The 20272-nt window shown below is 46.5% G+C and carries 23 protein-coding genes and 2 pseudogenes; 3 read left to right on the top strand and 22 right to left on the bottom strand.

The genetic code is table 11. The annotated features are described in order from the left end of the window. Positions 1–51: 51 nt before the first annotated feature. Together H8Z76_RS03215 and H8Z76_RS03210 are read right to left on the bottom strand one after the other, a co-directional pair. Positions 52–618: a DUF5662 family protein gene (locus H8Z76_RS03215; RefSeq protein ID WP_147618152.1), complete on the bottom strand. Its 567-nt coding sequence runs from the start codon at positions 616–618 to the stop codon at positions 52–54. 3 nt (positions 619–621) lie between these two features. Beyond that, the gene (locus H8Z76_RS03210) at positions 622–2469 is read right to left on the bottom strand and encodes an alpha-amylase family glycosyl hydrolase (protein ID WP_186981666.1); all 1848 of its coding nucleotides are present in this window, start codon (positions 2467–2469) and stop codon (positions 622–624) included. Positions 2470–2629: 160 nt separating this feature from the next. Between H8Z76_RS03210 and H8Z76_RS03205 the strand changes: the two genes are divergently transcribed. Beyond that, complete coding sequence (locus tag H8Z76_RS03205) at positions 2630–2938, top strand: DUF1292 domain-containing protein (RefSeq protein ID WP_022516572.1); 309 nt, start codon at positions 2630–2632, stop codon at positions 2936–2938. Here H8Z76_RS03205 and H8Z76_RS03200 read toward each other — a convergent pair. The 15 genes and pseudogenes from H8Z76_RS03200 to H8Z76_RS03125 form a co-directional block, all read right to left on the bottom strand. After that, positions 2935–4767 (bottom strand): ATP-dependent helicase, encoded by a 1833-nt coding sequence (locus H8Z76_RS03200; protein ID WP_186981665.1) that lies wholly within the window; start codon positions 4765–4767, stop codon positions 2935–2937. The two genes, H8Z76_RS03205 and H8Z76_RS03200, sit on opposite strands and share 4 nt — an antisense overlap. A 62-nt stretch (positions 4768–4829) precedes the next feature. After that, complete coding sequence (gene gltX, locus H8Z76_RS03195) at positions 4830–6281, bottom strand: glutamate--tRNA ligase (protein ID WP_186981664.1); 1452 nt, start codon at positions 6279–6281, stop codon at positions 4830–4832. A 30-nt stretch (positions 6282–6311) separates the two neighbouring features. After that, positions 6312–7817 carry a 4Fe-4S dicluster domain-containing protein gene (locus tag H8Z76_RS03190; RefSeq protein ID WP_022515276.1) on the bottom strand — a complete coding sequence of 502 codons (1506 nt, stop codon included), beginning with the start codon at positions 7815–7817 and terminating at the stop codon, positions 6312–6314. 122 nt (positions 7818–7939) lie between these two features. Further along, positions 7940–8074, bottom strand: coding sequence for a FeoB-associated Cys-rich membrane protein (locus H8Z76_RS03185; protein WP_022515275.1), 135 nt, complete (start codon positions 8072–8074; stop codon positions 7940–7942). Beyond that, positions 8071–10310 (bottom strand): annotated as a pseudogene (gene feoB / locus H8Z76_RS03180) (ferrous iron transport protein B). The gene H8Z76_RS03185 and the pseudogene feoB overlap by 4 nt, the downstream one beginning before the upstream one ends. Before the next feature lie 157 nt (positions 10311–10467). Then, on the bottom strand, positions 10468–10938 hold the full coding sequence (locus tag H8Z76_RS03170; protein ID WP_022515272.1) for a methylglyoxal synthase: 471 nt from the start codon (positions 10936–10938) through the stop codon (positions 10468–10470). A 58-nt stretch (positions 10939–10996) separates the two neighbouring features. Next, a complete protein-coding gene (locus H8Z76_RS03165) occupies positions 10997–11443 on the bottom strand; it encodes a manganese catalase family protein (RefSeq protein WP_408639481.1) in 447 nt (148 codons plus the stop codon). Then, entirely contained in the window at positions 11419–12621 is a 1203-nt protein-coding gene (locus H8Z76_RS03160; protein ID WP_186981663.1) for a recombinase family protein, read from the bottom strand. The genes H8Z76_RS03165 and H8Z76_RS03160 overlap by 25 nt, the downstream gene beginning before the upstream one ends. Before the next feature lie 64 nt (positions 12622–12685). Next, a complete protein-coding gene (locus H8Z76_RS03155) occupies positions 12686–13339 on the bottom strand; it encodes an HAD family hydrolase (RefSeq protein WP_022515268.1) in 654 nt (217 codons plus the stop codon). 18 nt (positions 13340–13357) lie between these two features. Next, positions 13358–14050 (bottom strand): LrgB family protein, encoded by a 693-nt coding sequence (locus H8Z76_RS03150; protein ID WP_186981662.1) that lies wholly within the window; start codon positions 14048–14050, stop codon positions 13358–13360. Further along, positions 14034–14405 carry a CidA/LrgA family protein gene (locus tag H8Z76_RS03145; RefSeq protein WP_186981661.1) on the bottom strand — a complete coding sequence of 124 codons (372 nt, stop codon included), beginning with the start codon at positions 14403–14405 and terminating at the stop codon, positions 14034–14036. Before H8Z76_RS03145 ends, H8Z76_RS03150 begins: the two co-directional genes overlap by 17 nt. A 99-nt stretch (positions 14406–14504) precedes the next feature. Further along, positions 14505–14612, bottom strand: a pseudogene (locus tag H8Z76_RS13940) (manganese catalase family protein); the annotation flags it as partial. Between the two features lie 137 nt (positions 14613–14749). Further along, entirely contained in the window at positions 14750–15115 is a 366-nt protein-coding gene (locus H8Z76_RS03135) for a hypothetical protein (protein WP_186981659.1), read from the bottom strand. Between the two features lie 188 nt (positions 15116–15303). After that, a complete protein-coding gene (locus H8Z76_RS03130; RefSeq protein ID WP_186981658.1) occupies positions 15304–15663 on the bottom strand; it encodes a hypothetical protein in 360 nt (119 codons plus the stop codon). Positions 15664–15742: 79 nt separating this feature from the next. Continuing rightward, positions 15743–15973: a helix-turn-helix domain-containing protein gene (locus H8Z76_RS03125; protein ID WP_022515088.1), complete on the bottom strand. Its 231-nt coding sequence runs from the start codon at positions 15971–15973 to the stop codon at positions 15743–15745. A gap of 299 nt (positions 15974–16272) precedes the next feature. Here H8Z76_RS03125 and H8Z76_RS03120 point away from each other — a divergent pair, with 299 nt between their 5' ends. Both H8Z76_RS03120 and H8Z76_RS03115 read left to right on the top strand, forming a co-directional pair. Next, positions 16273–16653 (top strand): hypothetical protein, encoded by a 381-nt coding sequence (locus tag H8Z76_RS03120; RefSeq protein WP_186981657.1) that lies wholly within the window; start codon positions 16273–16275, stop codon positions 16651–16653. Positions 16654–16661: 8 nt separating this feature from the next. Beyond that, positions 16662–16934, top strand: a complete 273-nt coding sequence (locus H8Z76_RS03115; protein WP_186981656.1) for a hypothetical protein — start codon at positions 16662–16664, stop codon at positions 16932–16934. 60 nt (positions 16935–16994) lie between these two features. Here H8Z76_RS03115 and H8Z76_RS03110 read toward each other — a convergent pair whose 3' ends face one another. From H8Z76_RS03110 to H8Z76_RS13845, 5 genes are read right to left on the bottom strand one after another with little or no spacing between them, the layout of a single operon-like run. Beyond that, positions 16995–17873, bottom strand: a complete 879-nt coding sequence (locus H8Z76_RS03110; RefSeq protein ID WP_186981655.1) for an endolysin-like domain-containing protein — start codon at positions 17871–17873, stop codon at positions 16995–16997. Between the two features lie 2 nt (positions 17874–17875). Next, positions 17876–18334 carry a phage holin family protein gene (locus H8Z76_RS03105; RefSeq protein ID WP_186981654.1) on the bottom strand — a complete coding sequence of 153 codons (459 nt, stop codon included), beginning with the start codon at positions 18332–18334 and terminating at the stop codon, positions 17876–17878. A 35-nt stretch (positions 18335–18369) separates the two neighbouring features. Further along, positions 18370–18519, bottom strand: a complete 150-nt coding sequence (locus tag H8Z76_RS03100) for an XkdX family protein (protein ID WP_186981653.1) — start codon at positions 18517–18519, stop codon at positions 18370–18372. Positions 18520–18532: 13 nt separating this feature from the next. Further along, a complete protein-coding gene (locus H8Z76_RS03095; RefSeq protein WP_186981652.1) occupies positions 18533–18892 on the bottom strand; it encodes a hypothetical protein in 360 nt (119 codons plus the stop codon). 5 nt (positions 18893–18897) lie between these two features. Next, on the bottom strand, positions 18898–20262 hold the full coding sequence (locus tag H8Z76_RS13845) for a phage tail-collar fiber domain-containing protein (RefSeq protein WP_186981651.1): 1365 nt from the start codon (positions 20260–20262) through the stop codon (positions 18898–18900). Positions 20263–20272: the final 10 nt, after the last annotated feature.

The following is a 20272-nucleotide window of genomic DNA, read 5'->3' as shown; positions in this document are numbered from 1 at the left end:
CGTTCCTTCTTTCTGTCTTTCCTTTATTTATAGTTTTTATTCTGATTTCTGTCAATAGGATATTTTCCCTTTTAAGACTTCGTTTTTGATAAACGCGAATGTCTTATCCTCGCCCTCTTCTGCCAGCATATGAAGCAGCAGTTCCAAAAGCCTCTGCGTGTCAGGATGCAGAATGTGGCATTTTTTGCCCTGTTCATAGTATTCCAGGGCACTGCGGTCTATATATTTCTCTTTCTGATAATTTTTGGACGCCGCAACCCGGTCGATAAACATCTCCACCACATAATTGATCGGCATCTTCATCCCCTCAAGCCCTTTATTTTCGCCTTTATGCGGTCCCTCTTTATCCGGCACCCCATAGTCGATCCAGTACTCCATATGGTGCTTGTTTCTTCCCTTGTGGTGAAGCCACGCCGAGGAATAGCCCTTCACCTCGCGTTCCGCGTTATTCGGGCTCCGGTTTCCCTGATAGTATCTGCAGCCGACCAGAAATTCCGTCGGCGAGTATTTGGAAAGATCATGCAAAAGCCCCTGCCGGTACAACCCGACACGAAAGCATCCTTTCATGACCAGATATTTATGATGTGTAATCGTACAAAAATGTTTCCACGCTTTCATTCCCTACCTCTTTCCAACAAAGACCGCAACAGACTGCGGCGCGATCACAGCCTGTTTCTGCTCTATTTCCACGCCGTTATCCAAAACCGCGTCCTTTTCTCTTGCGGTATCGATCACGCGATACCAGCCCTTCGTCTTCTCCGTCTTCGGGAGCGCCAGTTTTTTCTCCGTCACATGGAAATTAAACGCGATATAGATATCGTCATCCTCCGTGGCATCGTCCCGCAGCGCGTAGCCACCGCCGTAGAGCAGGCCTACCACCTGTCTGCCCGGATCAAAGCCCGCCATCCATGCTTCTTCGCCGTGATAGGAAAGATCCGGCAGTCCGATCCCCTTATAATCGCACATCTGCATCGGTTCCGGGCTCCTAAACACCGGATGCTCCTTCCGGAAACGGATCACCGCTCTGGTAAACTCCAAAAGCTCCCTGTTTCTTCCTTTTTCTTTCCAGTTGATCCACCCGATCGCATTATCCTGGCAGTACGCGTTATTGTTGCCTTCCTGTGAATTTCCAAATTCATCCCCGGAAAACAGAAGCGGGATTCCCTGCGCAAGAAAGACAGCCGCTATGGCGTTCTTTGCCAGCCGTTTGCGCTGGTTTTTAATGTATTTCCGGTTCGTCTCCCCTTCCGCGCCGCAATTACAGCTGTAATTCCAGCTGCTTCCGTCCGTGTTTTTCTCTCCGTTTTTCTCATTGTGCTTTTCACTGTATGAAAAAAGATCTGCCAGCGTAAATCCATTATTGTCACAGATATAATTCACATACGAAGCGCGCTCCTGCTGTTTGCGCATCTGATTGACAAACTCATACAGGCTGGCATCCCTGCCGCAGAGCATGCGGCGGATCGGATATTCAAATTCATCATTGTAAAAGTACAAATGGCTGTCCGCGTCCTCTTTTGCGACAACCGCCTCTTCAAACCACACATAAAAGATCTTGGTCGCATGAAGCAGCAGATCCTCCGCGATCACCTGTACCGGCAGATTTTCTCCCTGCAAATGAAATCCGTCCACATGGTACTCAAGTACCCAGTAATGCAATGCGTCGATGATCTCAGCCGCCGGAACTCCCGCCGGGAAAAACATCTCAAGAATGCACTCCATCCCCTGGTTATGAAGCGCCTGGATCAGTCTTTTCAACTCCACAGCCGCATGATCCGAAGCCGCAAATGATGCTTTGGGCGCAAAATAGTTTCCTCTGGTATAGCCCCAGAAATTCACCCGCGTTTCCGCCCTCTTTTCTTTTGCTTTTTTCTTCCATGTCACATAATCCGGCAGCTTGTCCTTCGTTTTCTGCTCGATCTCCTCAAATTCATAGACCGGCATCAGTTCGACCGATGTCACTCCCAGATCACGCAGGTACGGGATCTTCTTTTGCAGTGCCGCAAAGGTTCCCCGGTTTGCCGCCGACGTGTCCATCGTAAATCCACGCACATGCAGCTTATAGAGGAACATGTCCTCTTTTTTGACCTTTGGCCGCTGTTCCTTCCAGTGAAAGACGGAAAAATCAAATCCTCCACGCAGCACATTTTTCCCCTGCCGCGCCTTGTCGCACCAGTGCTCCCTGCCCACGATCTTTCTGGCATAGGGATCTGTCACGACTTCTCCATCGATCTCATAGTTATAATCAAATTTATGGTAATCTATATTCCGTATGCAGACAGAACGAAGGAAACCTGCCTGAAACTCCACGGGCAGCTCGATCCTAAACTGTTTTTTGCCGCTCTCCCTGTCATAAAGCAGCACAGCACATGTCTGATTTTGTTTCGCGGCAAACGTAAATACCAGATCTCTTCCCTGTCTGGTCACTCCCATTGCCGCATAATTTCCTTCCTTTATCTCATACTTCATCTGTTTTTTCCTCTGTTGCACATTTGTATTTTATTATACCTGTTTTTATTTTATTTGTATAGAAAAATTCTGATATTTTTCCGGTGCCGGTTGCGAAGCGGGCACAGAACTGATAGAATGATACTGCATCAGCAATTTATCACAGAAAAGAGGTACTGATATGGGAAAACAGGAAAATTCCAATGATGATGAAGATATGTTCGTAACACTTAGCCTGGATGACGATTCCGAAGTCGAATGCCGCATTCTCACGATCTTTGAAGCAGCTGACCAGGATTATATCGCGCTGCTTCCGCTCGATGAAAACGGTGCGGACAATGCCGAGGGAAAGGTCTACATCTACCGCTATTTTGAAGATGAAGACGGCAATCCTTCCCTGGACAATATCACCGATGATGAAGAATACGAGATCGTCGCTGACCGTTTTGATGAACTTTTAGATGAAGAGGAATTTGAAGAGATGGATTAATCCCCCGTTTCGTTCATTTCCCGGATAAATCTGGAGATCTCTGTCTCGTGATTGTTTAGCTTTTTCACGGAACAGAGCTTCAGCTTTTCTCTGGCGCGTGTGATACCAACGTAGAACATGCGCCTTTCTTCTTCGATATCCGCTTCTAACACTGCCTTTTTGTATGGCATGACTCCCTCATTGACATCCACGATATAAACCTTTTGAAACTCAAGTCCCTTGGCGCTGTGCAGTGTCGCAAGCAGCACCCCGTTTTTATTTTTACGCTGTTTCTCACTCTGACGCTTTAATTCTTCGGTATATTCCTCAATATGGGTAAACCATTCATCAAAGTCACGGTAGCCCTTGGCACCCTCCTGCAGTTCATCTAACTTTTCAAGCAGTTCTTCCTCGCTGATCCTGCGATAATCCGCGTATTCCCTGCAAAAGTCATCATAGCCGACGCTCTGCCGTATGTAATTGATCGCCGCAAACGGTGTGATCCGCCCGATCACTTTTAGGTCATACTCCATTTTTTCGATCCGCTCGGCGATCCATGGCTTATCGCGGTAGATATCGAGTAACACCTCGAACGCGATCTCCTCCTCATCCACATTTTCCCTGCTGATATAACGCTTTGGCCGGTTCATGATCTGCAAAAAGTTCTTTCGGGTGCGGCTTCCCTGCGCCATGTAAATGTAGGCAAAGATATCCTTCGCGATCCAGTGCTCATAGAGATTGGGGATATTGTCCCTTGTGACAAACGGAATATCATAATCCATCAGCTGTTCCATCAAAAGTCTCGGCTGCGTATTGGTGCGGAACAGTATCGCGATATCCGAATACATTCCACTGCCTTCCACATGGTCCCTGATCTCTTCTATGATCTTTCTGTTTTCCGCTCTCTGGTCTTCAAATACCGCAAATTCCACCGCCGCGCCGCTGCTTCCCGCCGCGTGGATCTCCTTTTGGAAGCGCTCTGTATTATGTCCGATCAGGCGAAGGGACGCATCCACGATATTCGCTGTGGAACGGTAATTTTCTTTCAGTACGATTTTTTTCGCGTTCGGATAATCTTTGTCAAAATGCAGCATGATCTCCGGTCTCGCCCCGCGGAAACGATAAATCGACTGATCGTCATCCCCGACCACAAAGAGATTGTTTTCGGGAAGCGCAAGCATTTTCATGATGTCAAACTGAAGCTTGTTGATGTCCTGGAACTCATCGATCAGAATATAACGGTACTTTTTCTGCCAGGCCGAAAGGATGTCTTTGCGCTCTGAAAAAAGCTCGTAAGTGTAGACTAACATATCATCAAAATCGAGCAGCCGGTTGCGTCTTAATTTTTCATCATACGCACGGTAAATCTTGCGGAACACATGCTCGGGAAGATTGGAAGAATAATAATTTTCAAGCGCTACTCCGGCATTTTTCACCATACTGATCTCACCGAACAAAGACGATAAAAACTCCGCCTCGTCATCGTACTCCAATCCCATATGCGCAACGATCTCCCGCATATACTGGTATTTGACATCTTCTTTTATGATATTTCCCGCATGAAAATGATAGGCGTATTTGAGGACCGTAAAAAATACCGCATGAAACGTTCCAAATGTCACCGGATATTTTTTCCCCATCCGCCGGATAAACCGCTCTTCCATTTCTCTTGCGGCTGCCCGCGTGAATGTGATGACCAGTATCCGGGACGGATCCACGCCATGTTCGGTGATCAGCCGGCTGGTGCGCTCGGTGATCACCGCTGTCTTTCCGCTTCCCGGCCCCGCCAGTATGAGTGCCGGTCCATCCTTATGTTCGATTGCCTCTGTCTGTGATCTGCTGAACTCCACTTCTTACTCCCTGTCAAAAAAAGAGTGAAAATATAATATCTTCACTCTCTTTCTTTATGCTCTTATTTGCTTAATAATTCAATTCCTTTTCTGATACGGGCAAGGGATTCCTCTTTTCCGAGGATCTCCATGATCTCTGTCGCGCCACCCGGTGTCATCTGTTTTCCGGATACCGCTGTACGGATCGGCCACATCACATATCCGTTCTTACAGCCCTTTTCTGCCACATAATCACACAACATCGCATAGAGCGCATCGTTACTGTAATCTTCCTGTGCCTCGAGTCTCGGAAGAATCTCTGTAAGCACTTCTAAGGCTGTCTCCGCATTGGTCTTCATCTTCTTATGCGTATACATCGCGATATCATATTCCGGTAACTGCTCAAAGAAATCAATGTGGTCTTTGATGTCCGGGAAAATCTCGATCCTGGTCTTTACAAGGGTCGCGATCTTCTTTAAGTCATAATCTTTGGTCACCACTTCTTTGATATACGGCTCTGCCATCTGGTAAAAACGGTCAAAATCCATCGCTTTGATGTATTCTCCGTTCATCCATTTGAGCTTTGTGTAATCAAAAACTGCCGGTGATTTGTTGATATGATGATAATCAAACGCTTCTACCAGTTCAGACAGGGACATGATCTCACGGTTGTCTGACGGGCTCCAGCCAAGCAGCGCAACAAAGTTTACTACGGCTTCCGTCAGAAATCCCTGATCGATCAGATCTTCGTATGACGCATGACCACAGCGCTTGCTTAACTTCTGGTGCTCTTCATTGGTAATCAACGGGCAGTGGATATATTCCGGTACTTCCCAGCCAAACGCCTCATAGAGACGGTTGTATTTCGGTGAAGAGGAAAGGTACTCGTTTCCGCGCACTACATGGGTGATCCCCATCAGGTGATCGTCCACAACATTCGCGAAGTTGTAAGTTGGATATCCGTCTGATTTGATCAGGATCATATCGTCGAGTTCCGAATTATCTACCGTGATATCACCATAGATGTCATCGTGAAACGTTGTTGTTCCGGTTCTCGGGTTATTCTGGCGGATGACATACGGTTTGCCAGCTGCAAGATTTGCCTCTACCTCTTCTTTGCTTAATGACAGACAGTGTTTGTCGTACACGGAGATCTCTTTTCCCGCAACGGTCTGTTTTAAGCCTTCCAGACGCTCTTTATCGCAAAAGCAGTAATATGCTTCTCCTTTTTCAATCAGCTTTTTGGCGTATTCCAGATAAATCCCTTTTGCCTGACGTTCGCTCTGGACATAAGGTCCCACGCCTCCGTCTTTATCCGGTCCCTCATCATGCACAAGACCGGTCTTTTCCAGGGTGCGGTAAATGATCTCAACCGCACCTTCCACATAACGTTCCTGATCGGTATCTTCGATTCTTAAAATAAAATCTCCGCCTTCATGCTTCGCGATCAGATACGCATACAAAGCTGTTCTTAAATTTCCAACGTGCATCCGTCCCGTAGGGCTTGGTGCAAATCTTGTTCTGACTTTACTCATTTTACAGTTCCTCTTTCTTTTTATCCCGCTTTAGAGCAGTTCGATATCTGCCAGTTCCTTCGGTGGGATTTTCTGTTCTGATCCTTCCTGGATCTTCTTTACTTCCTGCTGTGCCTTATTGAGTGCAAGGATGGTTCCCGCTCCTGCGATACAGCCGCCCGGGCATCCCATTCCTTCAATCATACAGCCATCTTTCTTTCCTGCTTTTGCAAGCATGAGCGCTTTCTTACATTCCGCAAGTCCGTCCGCATGTTCGATCTTGACCTCAACACCCGGATAATACTCATGGATACACTGCTCGATCGCTCCAGCGACACCGCCTGCGCAGGCATATCCACGTCCGGCTGCTGTCGCGTCATGAAGTCCTTCTGTTCCTTCCACTGTGTTCGGGTCGATACCCTTTGCGGCGAACATCGCGTCAAGCTCTTCAAACGTGATGACAAAATCAACGTCGCTGCGCACGGAAGAACGGCTGGCTTCCAGCTTCTTAGCCGCACAAGGTCCGATAAATACGACTTTCACATCCGGATTTTCTTTCTTGATGCTTCGCGCGGTTGCGACCATCGGGGTCAGCTCCTGGGATACGGAACCGATCAGATCCGGGAACTGTTTTTTCGCCAGCATGGACCATGCCGGACAACAGGAGGTAAGTAAAAACGGCAGTTCACCGGTCGCTACATGCTCAGCATAATGCTTTGCCTCTGCAACAGCTCCGATATCCGCGCCATATGCAACTTCACGCACATCGGTAAATCCAAGTTCCAGTAATGCTTCCTTCACATTTTCCGGAGACGCGTTCGGTCCGAACTGTCCGACATACGCCGGCGCGATTTCCGCAACTACTTTTCCGCCCTCTTTCATGCAGCGGAGCAGCTGGAAGATCTGTGATTTATCTCCGATCGCGCCAAACGGGCAGCTTACCATACACTGGCCACATGCCACGCATTTGTTCGGATCGATCTTCGCGCGTCCGAGCTCATCGGTAGAGATCGCGCCAACACCACATGCCACGGAACACGGTCTTACTTTCTTTGCGATCGCGTCATACGGACAGGCTGCCTTACATTTTCCGCATTTGATACACTTGGACTGATCGATATAGGATTTACCATTCACCCGTGTGATTGCACCCTTCGGACAGACTTCGGTACACGGATGCGCGATACATCCCTGGCACATGTTGGATACTTCGTATTTTTTCTCTTCACACATATTACATGCGGACGGAATGACCTGCATAAGCGGCGGCTCGTAATATTTCTCGGAAATATTGCTTTCTTCCAGTCCGCTGGTGACATGCACCGGACGGTCTGCCGGTCTTAATGACATACCCATTGCCAGTCTTACTTTTTCTGCCGCGATCGTACGCTCACGGTAAATGCTTTCACGGTAGCGCGGAACATCTCCCGGACATACGGTATATGGAATTGCTTCCACCGCGTCATTGAGATTTGCCTCATCGTTGCATGCAACTTTTGCAACTTCGGTAAAAATCTGTTTTCTTAAATCGGATACGGCTGTTCGTATTCCTCTCATGATATGTACTCCTCCTGTTTTTTCGGTTATCGTTAATATTTTAACGTTATTATCTGAATCTACTCTAACATAGAAGTTCCTCTAATACAAGAACATTCCCATATGTTTTCAAAAAAATACCTTTATCGCCCGCAGGATCCGCAGTTTCCACTGCATCCGGCACACTTTCCGCTTCTTTTTTTCTTCCAGGAAGCGCGCGCTGCCAATATTCCCCAGAGGAAAAGAAAAAGCAGCACAAGTCCATCGATCAGATTCATAAAAAGATCCCTCCTGCCCGATATACGATAAATGCCACGATCCAGGCTGCCACACACTGCATGACCACAACTCCGACACTCTGAAGCCTGGAATCCATCTCCCGGCGGATCGCCGCGATCGCCGCCACACACGGCGTGTATAACAGCGTAAATACCAGAAAGCTCACTGCCGTAAGCGGAGTGAACATGCCGCCCAGCGCCGCACCGAGATTTGCCATGCTCGTTCCGGTCAGCACGCTCATTGTGCTCACGACCGCCTCTTTTGCCGTAAATCCGCAGATTAACGACGTGGAAACCCGCCAGTCATCAAATCCAAGCGGAGCAAACACCGGAGCGATCCATTTTCCCACCAGCGCAAGCAGGCTGTCACTGCTGTCCGCCACCACATTGAGCCTGGTATCGAACGTCTGCAAAAACCAGATGATGATCGTTGCAAAAAAGATGACTGTAAATGCTCTCTGGATGAAATCTTTTGCCTTGTCCCACATCAGAAGCAGCACGCTTTTTGCGGACGGGAAACGGTAATTGGGAAGTTCCATCACAAACGGAACCGGATTTCCCTTAAACAGCGTGTGATTAAACAATAACGCCACAAGGATACCGACTACGATACCGCCGACATATAATCCCATCATGACAAGCGCCTGATATTTTTCAAAAAACGCCGCCGCAAACACGGCATAGATCGGTATTTTAGCCGAACAGCTGATATACGGTGTCAGCATGATCGTCATCTTCCGGTCGCGCTCCGAAGAAAGCGTCCGGCTTGACATGACCGCAGGAACTGTACATCCAAATCCGATCAGCATCGGCACAAAGCTGCGCCCGGAAAGTCCGATCTTGCGTAACAGCTTATCCATCACAAACGCGACTCTTGCCATGTATCCCGAATCTTCTAAGATCGACAGGAAAAAGAACAACACCACGATGATCGGCAGGAAACTGAGTACGCTTCCGACCCCGGCGAACACACCGTCGATGACCAGACTGTGTACGACCGGATTCATTCCGTAAACTGTGAGTGCATGATCCGCAAGCGCCGTCACACGGTCGATCCCAATACTGAGCAGATCACTGAGCCCCTGTCCGATCAGTCCGAAGGTCAGCCAGAAGATGAGCAGCATGATCCCGAGAAACATCGGGATCGCCAGATATTTGTCCGTCAGCACGCGGTCGATCTTCACACTGCGCTTATGTTCTCTGCTCTCCTGACACTTTGTTACGGTTTTCGCGCATACTTTTTCAATAAAAGTATAGCGCATATCCGCAAGTGCCGCATTCCGGTCCATATGATGGTCTGTCTCCATCTCCTCGATGCTGTGCTCCATCATGTCCAGCTCGTTTTGACTGAGTTCCAGACGTTTTATGATATCGGTATCGTTCTCTATGATCTTGACTGCTGCAAAACGCGGTGACATGCCGTTATTCTGCGCATGATCCTCCACCTGGTGACAGACCGCGTGAATACAGCGGTGTACATCACCTTTTTCACAGAAATCCGTCACGCGCGGCATCTCCTTTTTCTTTGCCACACGGTAAACGGTATCAATGAGATCTTCCACACCTTCATCTTTTACCGCGCTGATCGGCACGACCGGTATTCCCAGTTCCACCGCCATCTGTTCTACATCCACAGAACCGCCGTTTCCGCGCACTTCATCCATCATGTTGAGCGCAAGCACCATCGGGATATGCATCTCAAGAAGCTGCAGCGTCAGATAGAGATTTCGCTCGATATTCGTCGCGTCCACAATGTTGATGATCCCATCCGGCTTTTCATTTAAGATAAAGTCTCTGGTCACGATCTCCTCATTTGTATAGGGACGCAGGGAATAAATGCCCGGCAGATCCACGACCTGGCATCCCTTTTTGGAGCGGACTTCTCCCATTTTCTGATCGACGGTAACTCCCGGGAAATTTCCCACATGCTGGTTGGAACCGGTCAGCTGGTTAAAAAGCGTGGTCTTTCCACAGTTCTGATTTCCTACTAATGCTAAGATCATGCTTCCTTCTCCTCCGGCTCTACTTCTATTTTTCCGGCATCCTCTTTCCGTATCGTCAGTTCATATCCACGGATATGCAGTTCGATCGGATCTCCCATCGGTGCCACTTTCTGTACCACTACTTTTGTCTTCGGGATCAGTCCCATATCCAAGAACCGGCAGCGCAGCGCGCCCTCTCCGCTCACTTTTGTGATCACCGCTTCTTTTCCAATTGGTAATTCATCCAATGTCATATCTTTTCCTCTTTTCCATCGCTTCTCGTTAGTAAATTCTAATCTTAATTAGTGTAATTGCACTTTTCCCTCTTGTCAATTGAAAAATTTTATCAAAAAGGCTCAAAAAGGCTGCATCTCCTTTCGAAATGCAGCCTTCTCGTCATCGTTTCGTTGATTAAAGTGTCTTAGAACGATCCTGTATATTCTTTTTAAAATTGATGACCTTTCTCTCATAACATTCATCCATCAAAGAAGAAAGGATCATAAAATCTGCGGAAGAACGGTTATTTGCGATCGGTATGTCATATACCTGCGCAATACGCAGCAGCGCCTTCACATCCGGGTCATGCGGCTGTGCTGTCAGCGGGTCGGAAAAGAATATGACAAAATCTACCTTTCCCTCCACGATCTTTGCTCCGATCTGCTGGTCTCCGCCGAGCGGGCCGCTGTTATAGCCCTTGACCGGCAGTCCGGTCTGATCCGTGATCATGCGCGCAGTCGTTCCGGTACCGCATAAGAAATGTTTTTTCAAAATCTCTTTGTGTTCGTTGCACCAGTCGATCAGTTCCGCTTTTTTATTATCATGCGCGATCAGTGCGATATTCTTTTGTTTTTCGATGGTCAGTGTGATAAATTCCTCGCTCATCTTCTCCTCCTCGTATTTTCGCAGTTTATGCTTTTATTTTACCCCAGTTTTTTCTCTTTCACAACGTATTTTTATCAAATGCCGGGTTAAACGCGTAATAATTTTTGCTGTCGAGATGTTCTCTCACCATATTTAAGCCCTCACCGAAGCGCTGGAAGTGTACGATCTCCCTTGCTCTTAAAAAGCGGATCGGATCGCAGACCTCCGGATCTTTCACCAGACGTAAAATATTGTCATACGTCTTTCTCGCTTTCTGCTCCGCCGCCATATCTTCAAACAGATCCGTGATCGGATCGCCGCTCGACTGGAACTGGTTTGCGTTAAACGGCACTCCTCCCGCCGACTGCGGCCAGATCCCTACCGTGTGATCGGTATAGTACGGCGCAAACCCGGATGCCTTGATCTCATCCATCGTAAGATTTCTTGTAAGCTGATGCACGATCGCAGCAACGATCTCAAGATGCGCCAGTTCTTCGGTACCTACTTTTGCAGTGCAGTACGCCAGACCCGCCCGTCCCGGAACAGGTAGAGCAGATCGTTTTCTCCGATGATGATACTTTTTAACTCCGCAGTATCTTTCCTGCCATCCAAACGCGCACCGCTTTTTTCTTCCGCCTCGAGAAATCCCTGATACAGCACCGGATCCGCCACGCGCTTTCCGGCACAGCCCGATCTTTTTCTTCCGTATTCTGCCACATTCGCGCAGAGCCAGCTCTGGGAGATACTTCCGTCCCGCCGTCTGCGCACCCTGCTCACGCAGGTACTGCCACAGCATCCGCACCTCACCTTTCCACTGCACCAGTAACGGTTCCGGTATTTTTTCATCTCCTCCGGTGCTCTTTTCTTTTCGGATAACCGCGCCTGCGCTTCCAAAAAAAGCTGTCTTGAAATGATCGCGGGATGATGGTCTTTTTGTATGACAAATTTCTCCGCCCCGTCATTCTTTCTTTTTGCATGCGTCAGATAATCCGCGGTATACGTCTTTTTCTGCACCAGATCTCCCACATATTTTTCATTTTTTAGGATCCGGCTCACCGCAAGATCCGTCCATGGATTTTTTCGTGCGGTCAGATATCCCTCGGCGTTTAATTCCCGGGCGATCTCTCCGGTCTTCTTTTTTTCTTTTACATAGTTCCGGTAGATCCTTTGCACCACCTCTGCTTCCGCCTCACAAACACTTAATACCCCGTGATCCAGCTCATACCCGAACAGCCTTCTGCCGAAAACGATTCCTCGCTCCATCTGGCGTTTCTGCCCCCATTTCACCCGCTGCGATATTTTTCGGCTCTCCTCCTGTGCCATGGATGCCATAAGCGTCAGCCGGATCTCTCCATCATTTTCTCTTGTATCGATGTGATCCAGAATAAAAAATACACCCACGCCAAATGTGCGCAGTGTGCGCACGGCAATGAGTGTATCTACGGTATTTCGCGCAAAACGGCTGACCTCTTTCGTTAAGATCAGATCTATCTTTCCCGTTTTCGCGTCTTCCATCATCTGCTGAAAAGCTTCTCTTTTTTTTACACTGGTTCCGGAAATGCCCTCGTCTGCGTAGATCCCGGCAAATTTCCAGTTTTCTTCTTTTTTTTGAATAAAGGACGCAAAATATTCCTGCTGGTTTTTTAGGGAATTCTGCTGATCGTCCAGCTCGGTAGAAACTCTGCAATATGCGGCAACTTTCATGGTTCTCACCTGTTTTTTATCAGTGTATGCCGCATTTTTTTCTTCATTCCCCGTTTTCTTTTTTCTAACGCTCTAAGAAAGCAAGGATATCTTTGGGTGTGTCCGCAAAATACTTTGCCCCGTGTGCTTCCAGAAATGCCCGGTCACGGAATCCCCAGGTCACGCTGATACAGGAAAGTCCCGCGTTTTTTGCGGTTTCAATGTCCACATCCGAGTCTCCGACATAGACACTGTGCGCGCTGTCGCTTCCGAGTCTTTTCATCGCCTCAAACGCCGTATCCGGTGCCGGTTTCCGGCGGATCCCGGTCTTTTCACCGATCGCCACCCCGATCTTTCCTTTAAAATACAGATCCCGCAGCTGCTGCACCGCGAAATCTCCTTTATTGGATACGATGGCAAGCTTCATGCCCTGCGCGTTTAACTGATCGAGCAGTTCCGGTATTCCCGCATAAGGACACGTCTTCTTCGCGCAGTTTTCTCCGTAATGTGCGCAGAAATCTGTAAACACTGCCTGAAACTGTTCCTCTGTCACGTCAGACGGCAATGCCCGCTCCATCAGCTTTTTCAATCCGTTTCCGACAAAACGGCGCACTTCATCGATCGTGTGCGTGTGAAACCCATACTTGTCCATCGCATAATTTACACTGTCTGTCAGATCTTCCAGGGTATTAAGCAATGTTCCGTCCAGATCAAAAATTACGGTATCATAGTTTTTCATAGACTTCTCCTTATCCAATTAATACAGATTCGCAAAAACAGACGCGCCGATTACCGTGATAAGACCCGCAACCGCAATGGCAAGACTGCTCATGGCTCCTTCTACTTCTCCAAGTTCCATCGCCCGGGCGGTTCCGATCGCATGCGCCGAAGTTCCGAGTGCCACACCCTTTGCAACCGCTTCCTTGATATGGAAAATCTTAAACACTGCCTCGCCGATGATATTTCCAAATACACCGGTAATGATGATCACTGCCACGGTAACCGTGACAAGGCCGCCAAGCTCTTCCGACACGCCCATCCCGATCGCAGTTGTGATCGACTTCGGGAGCAGTGTCACATACATCTGATGGTCAAACCCGCATATCACGCAGAGCCCGAGCACCGACAAAATACTGGTGAGCACGCCCGCAACGATCCCGCCGCAGATTGCTTTATAGTTGCTTTTTAACATGGAAAGCTGCTGATAAAGCGGTACCGCAAGACATACCGTAGCCGGTGTGAGCAGGTAGCTCAAATATTTCGCGCCCTCGTTATAACTTTCATAATCCACGCCGGTTCCCGCAAGGATCACCATCACGACCACGATCGCGATCAGCAGTGGATTGAAAAGCGCCAGTTTGAATTTTCTCTTTAATAAAAGTCCGATCTCATATCCGGCAATGCTTGCAAACACGCCGAAGAATACAGAGGTACTAAGCATCTTGTCCATCGTCCGCCTTGCCTCCCTTTCGTATGATAAACTGTGTCACAAGTCCTGTTACCGCCATGACAACGACTGTTGTGATCAACGTGACCGCTGTAAGCGGTACGCAGATCCCTTTGATCTGTGCCCAGGAATCCATCAGCCCTACGGCCGCCGGAATAAACATCATCGGCATGATCTCGATCAGAAATGTCGCTGCCTCCTTCACCTGATCCAGTTTTAAAATACCGGTGCAAAGCGCAAGCAGCATCAGAACCAGCCCGTAAATGCTTGCCGGGATCGGAAGCGGAATGACATACTTTAACGCCTCTCCGAGGAACGTGACTGCCAGAATAATCCCAAATTGTTTCATGAATTTCATAATCGCATCTCTTTTCTTTTTCTTCTGTCAATGTGATATTGTATAACTCAGCATTCGATTCGTCAACCTTTCTTTTTCCCGATTTTTTTGTACTGCTGCATCGGTACCTATATCGGTCAGCAGACCGGAAACTTTGCGGTACGGCATGGAATATCTCTGGGAGAGGTAACGCATGGACGCGCCCATTTCGCCGTCTGGGCCTCCGTACTACCGTAAGATATAACAATTATGTATTATTTCCTATTTATATGTCACATTCTTTTTCACAAAAAGCTACTGATCTTTTTTAAGATCAATAGCTTCCTTTTATTCTTCCCTCTATTTGATGCCTTCCAGATATTTTTCTATCGTTCCCGCCAGTGTTTATCATCATCGGTCGGAATCACCGACCAACCTTTATAACTATATCCGGGGCGTTGCCCTTCTGGAAGTGTCCCGAGAACCGATCTTTTAACACGGCTCAATCCCGCAATTATATTAAAAAACTGTTTGCTGTCCGGCTCTACCCCAAAGTATTTATTACAATTTTCCCGGAGCCAAAAAGACAGAGAATGAATATAAAAGTGCTCTCCCTCTGGGCTTACTAAATGCCAATCTATCGCCGCCCTGTTTGTTTCAAACCTTCCGGATTTCGGGCTTTTCTTCGCGGCTTCCGTGGCTTTTCGCTGTATTTCCATATTTCGCGGATTCGTGCGCCTTGCTTCTGACATTCTGCGTTTGCTCTCCTCGGATTGCTTTGACCCTTTATGAGTTTTGCTTAAATATTTCAGTCTGCATTCTCGCGAGCATGTTACTATATTGCGTGATGGGGGACACTGATATTCTTTTCCGCAAATAACACACCTTTTTATATTTCCAGGCATTTTATTCCTCTAGCTCTTCTTTGATATTTTTCCATTTATAGGCTTGCAATTACCTCTGCCTCTCTGATGATAATTTCTCCAGCATCATACCCATATTCCATTGAGTCGCCACCAATCAGATAAATTTTCTTTCCATATGCCTTAACCTTTGCGATCATTTCCTCTACATTGTCCTCGGAAGCCTTTAAAGCACATGTTCCATCAAGCTCTCCTGCATCATAGAAGCCTGCATACGGTCCTTCCTCTACCAGTTCCCCACCGCAATCTGCATCCTGAAAAAGCTGGTGTGAATTATCCATTACTTCGCCAACCTTATAATCTCTGCTATCTGTGCGAATACCAATGTATTCAAATTCTGCGTCTTCAATTAGATTTTTGATTTCTTCTACGGTCATAGCTTTTCTCCTTATGGCGTTTTCTCTTTGCTATGGTTATATTATAGTCTATTATCGTGTATGTGTCAATAGTCTATTTTCATGTACTCAAATTATTTTTATATTCCATTATATCTCCAGGCTGGCAATTTAGTAATTTGCATAGATTACATATAACCTCACAAGTCACATTCTCATTCTTAGTCAACTTTGCTACCGTATTGGAATGTATCCCGTTGTTCTTTAACCACTGCTTATTATATCCTTTTCTATCTAAAATAGTCCACAGCTTAGAAAAGTCAATATATCCGTTTGCTCCATAATTTGCCATTTGCAACACCTCTTTCCTTTTATATATGATAATAGATTTTCTGTATTATGTCAACGTCTATTTTTGTGTACTCTTTATACAAATCACATACTCGTTTTCCGTCTATTATTGTATACTATGTCAATAGACTTTTCATCTATTATCGTGTACAATATAATCATCAAAGGAACACAGATAATAAGGAGGATACAAAATGAATGAACACAGAGCAGAACTTAAAGAGATTACGCAGAACTAAAATTAAATCATATTGCTAATTATAAACAATCAATGGTAAAATAAAAAACGGAGGTATTATTATGATTTATTGGAGTGGAAAATCAACAGACGGAATTTGGAAACGTAGCTTTGAGGCCAGCAGCTTTGCAGACTTATTTAACTTGTTAATGAGCAAGGAAATTATCAACGACTATGATTACGATGTTTATGATCGCGCAGTGCTCGAAAAATATGACAAGACAGAGGACGATGAAGAATTCAAGGATACCGATGGCGAACTTGATTACGACAAGGTCCAGGCATTTGTGGATCAGCATCATTTGACAGACGAGGAATTATGGCTCCTCATTGCAAACAGAGACGGGAAAGCCTATTACCAAACTTTTGAGAGAAACACAAAAAATGGTCGAATCGAAATCGGGGAAAATGACTTTGATGAAGACGGGCATTATAAATATTAGGAGGCAACATGGGTTTCATAAATTCACAAGGTGAAAATATCAGTTTTGAGTGTTCGGAACTGATCGAAGAATTAAAGGAAGATATCGCAGAATTTGGTGGAGATAAGATTGTCGCCGTATGGTGTAAAGAAAGCGCAGATGTTACACTTTACACGAATTATGATTTTATCGAAAAAGAAGAACCAATAGGCGCAAGCGAATTGCACCACGACGAGTACATTCAGGAAATGACAATGACAGCGTTATTAACACTTCTCGAAAAGCAGAACGAAATAATATGATTAACACAAATTATAGCAAAAGGCAATCCGGTAGTATACTCCCCCGGATTGCCTTTTGTTTTAGATTCCAAGCATTGCTTTCCAAACTTCTGGCGTCACTCTTCCATCTGTTCCATCTTCACCGATTGTGATTCCGACGTGCTTTTTGTAGTCAAGTGTTGCAAGATATGTACCGGCATTAAATTCTCCAGACAAGTTCCCTGCTCGTCCATCCTCGCCCAGATCATACCCGCAACCTGCAAGCAGCTTTTGCCATAATAAAACTGCATTACCTTTCATTCCTCCGCCCAAAATTGGTACTTCAAACATGTATACATCCTCCCTTTTCTCCTCTTTTTCGGTCGGCTCTGCTTCTGCCGCTTTGATCTCTGGCTGTTTTGCTGGCGCTGATGCCGCCGGCTTTGCCGCTGATACTGATGCTTTAGATCCATTCTGTAACGCCATGACCGTATGGCTTCCTGGTTTAACCAGGATGTCTCCGCGCTTTAAATGCGCATCTGAGGTAAGATACTTTTTGTCGGTCAATACATCAAATTTGCCCGTTGCCGCAAAGCGCGCCCGCATATTGGATGTAGTCGGCGCATTTCCGGTATATTCAAGACTTGACACTCCCGCCGCAATGGCACAAAGCGTCATAAAAGCCGAGCAATCCGTATTACACCTCGACGTAATCTTTGCAAGGTCATAACCAACTTTGTGCGCCTGGGCGTGCGCACTGTTCCGGTCTGCCTGTGAGTATCCAATGTTGTTGTTTGCGCATCCTTTTTCACAAGCGCGCGCCATGCGCTCCGCTATCGCAGGATCCTTGCATCTGAGCACGAGGCTCCACGGCTTGCTGTACCACGTCCTGGTACATACCTCACGTCCCGTCTGATCTCCGGCAGCGCCATTTACACTGCCATTTTCGCTAATGCTTGCATGTCCAATTTTAATTGCCATGATTATCCCTCGCTTTCTTTGACTTCTGTTTTCGCATCAAGTAATTTCTGTGTCACAGAAAGTCCAACAATCAAAAATGTCGGCACTTTCACATTCATCTCTACGAGGTTTTCTAAAATGCTACGGATCTCGTTAATAAGGTATGTTGCAAGTGTAAACCACCCAAAAAACTGTACAAAAGACAAATCAACGCCGATAACCTCTCCCATATATGTGAAACTCATCGAAACAAAAAAGGCAATTCCAATAACAGTCCAGTACCATACTTTTTTAAAGATGCCTTTTGCGCCGATCGCACTGGATTCATTCTTATTATAGAATTTCGCTTTGCAGTACCCAGTTGCATAATCAATCACATTTAACAACAGGAATCCTGCAAACAGGAACCAGTATTTTCCGAGTAATGCTACCCCCATAGTTGCAATCAGTCCATAAATCATATTAATTTTATCAATTTTCATTTTGTTTTCCTCTCTTTCTGCCAGAAATTCCTGGCTTAAACTGTAATCTCTTTTTCGTCATTTGATCGTTCTGTAATTTCTGCATAGTCCTCTTCGGTCAGCCTCCCGATGCTGACAAGATATGCCAGTCTCTTTTTGCTCCAGTGTTTTGGATAATTCTTTTCAGCCAACTCCTTTACGTTCATGTTCATCACCTCCTTACAGATCCACGCCTGCTACTGCTGCAAGATATTCCACATCCGCCGCAGCCTGTTTTGCCACTTCCAGTGCTGACTTTTTTTTCAATCGGACACTATATGTATACGTTCCGTCAGTGTTTTTCCGCGCCACCACTTCATCATCAAGGACCGTGTACCCGGTGTACCGCATCTTCTTTTTCTCATTTTCCAGGATCACCGTACTGTCGTCCGTCAAATTCTCAAAAACTTTGACTGCTGTCTCCATCTGACCGGAGCTTTTAAATGTGACACACAAGATTTCCTCATTATCCAATCGTCCCATCTGTGCTCCAAGACCTACCGGTTCAAGCTCTTTCCCATTCACATACATTTTTAACATGTCTTTTACTTCCTCCCTTTCAGTTCTTCGATTTCTCTATTCAGGATTTGCACCATTCCGATCAAGTAAGGTACAAATGCTGTCGCATTTACGCCCGGCAATGTTTTATTTCCCATATCCCCCAAAAGTTCATTAAACTCTTCTTCATTCCAGTCCTCCGGTATTTCTACCGCTTCTGGTATGATTTTCTCTATCTCGTCAACAATTACGCCAACGACATCTTTTTTATCGTTGCCAAAGCCCGGCCTGTAATCAAAGCTTTCTATTGGTACTTCAAGGATTTTTCTGATCCTTTCGTCCAACGTCCTGGAGATATTTTCTTTTGCTCCTCGATACGAATCATGTACCAGCGATCCTCCATAATGGACATTAAGGCACTGCACATCCATGTTGCTGGTAGCTTCTGCATTTACCACGTTCAACAGCCGTCCAAACACGTTTACATTTTTCGTGTTTCCCGATGATTTTAAGTGCAACTCGTCATTCGATTTTATCAATCTAAACCAGTAAATCCCATGGTTTCCACTCGTAGAAAGATCCGCATTAACAATCACGTTCCCTGTTACCGTACCACCTGTCAGCTTTAGGCACTTATCTGCCCTTGCCTGCGCGTCTGTCTGGATATCCGCAAAATGTTTCCCATCCACAGTATCCGCATTACCTGCAGACGTGGCAGATTTAACAGATTTATCTTTGTCTGCTGTATTGTCACATTTTCCAAGCCCAACCTGTGCTTTTGTAACACCATGCGGATTCTTTTTATCCCCAATATGATCTATCAATGCCTTTACAGCCTTTTTCAGTTTTCCCCACGCTGTGGTATATTTTTCCCCGCTGGTCAACTCTTCGAGGTCTTTTACTTCCTCATAGGTCGGAGCACTGAATTTCTTGTCCAATGCCTCCATGTCTTCCTGCGTGGCGTAAACCCCGCTCGGAAATGTATACTGGAAAAGGATCTTATCGCAGTTCTGGATCTGCAGATAGTTTTCATAGATCAACGTTACGGGTGCGGTATCGTGATCCGGGAAGTAATCTGCCTTTTCCGCGATAGTGATCGCTACCAGCTTTTCTTCTCCATCTGCCAGCTTGCCATAAATCCCAATCTCCCGGATGTAATATCCAACCAATGTCTCATCGTTATTGATGCGGCTCTGGATTTTCAGGTTGTTATCATCGATCACCGAGACCTTTGTCACATCAAACACCTGTTTTGGATCCTTTAATGCAACAATCGCAGTCAGCTCTTCTCCGGTGTATTCTCCGGCTCCGACTGCGATTTGTGTGAACGTGATAGCAGTATCTGTCAGCATTGCATCTGCAAGCATAGCCAGTCCTGCTGTTGTTATTACTGATTTTTTAAACTCCGCCACTTTCTCTCCC

This window comes from Roseburia yibonii (assembly GCF_014297335.1).
Lineage (GTDB): Bacteria > Bacillota > Clostridia > Lachnospirales > Lachnospiraceae > Roseburia_D > Roseburia_D yibonii.
Note: the sequence above shows the minus strand (reverse complement) of the source record. Positions and strands in the feature narration are given on the sequence as shown.